The organism is Rhizobacter sp. P3_B12, assembly GCF_056402895.1.
This window is the reverse complement of record NZ_JBFUGN010001813.1, coordinates 1-501: the sequence shown is the minus strand read 5'-3', so window position 1 is coordinate 501 and position 501 is coordinate 1. Positions and strand designations below refer to the sequence as shown.

Here is a 501-nt window from a genome sequence, read left to right as displayed (position 1 = left end):
CTGCTGCAGGAGCAACTGCATCGCCGGCTGCCGGCGGGCCTGGCCGTCGCGCTGTCGGCCGGGCTGTTCGGGCTGGCCCACCTCGCCGGCGGCCCGGTCGGCGCGCTGCTCGCGGGCCTGGCTGGCCTCGGCTATGCGACGGCGTACGCGCGCACGCGCCGCATCGAGGCGGCGGTGCTGGTGCACTTCGCGCTCAACGCGACGCACTTCCTGCTCTTCACCTACCCGGCCCTCGCAGGCCGCTGAAGGCTTGAATCAGAGCTTCGGGCCGCGCGGCAGCCCGGCCGCGTCGTAGACCCGGCGGTGCGAGAACCAGGACCAGCCCCAGGCCACGAGCGGCAGCAGGATGGCGGCGAGGGTCCAGGGCCACTGCTCGACCAGCGTGTCGGTCGTCGTCGCGATCAGGCCCGGGCCTTCCGGGAGCGGCGGTGGATCGCGCATCAGCGGCTCGTCGCGCGTGTCGGGCGTCACCGGCGTCGTCACCGGGGCTGCCATCGCGAC

At 74.7% G+C, this 501-nt stretch carries 2 protein-coding genes; one reads left to right on the top strand and one right to left on the bottom strand.

The genetic code is table 11. The features are described 5' to 3' along the window. A partial coding sequence (locus AC1D01_RS38380; protein ID WP_477875276.1) for a CPBP family intramembrane glutamic endopeptidase occupies positions 1 to 246 on the top strand: 246 nt, incomplete at its 5' end. 9 nt (positions 247 to 255) lie between these two features. Here the strand turns inward: AC1D01_RS38380 and AC1D01_RS38375 are convergent. Then, positions 256 to 501, bottom strand: a 246-nt coding sequence (locus AC1D01_RS38375; protein WP_477875274.1) for a hypothetical protein, incomplete at its 5' end; no start/stop codon positions are given.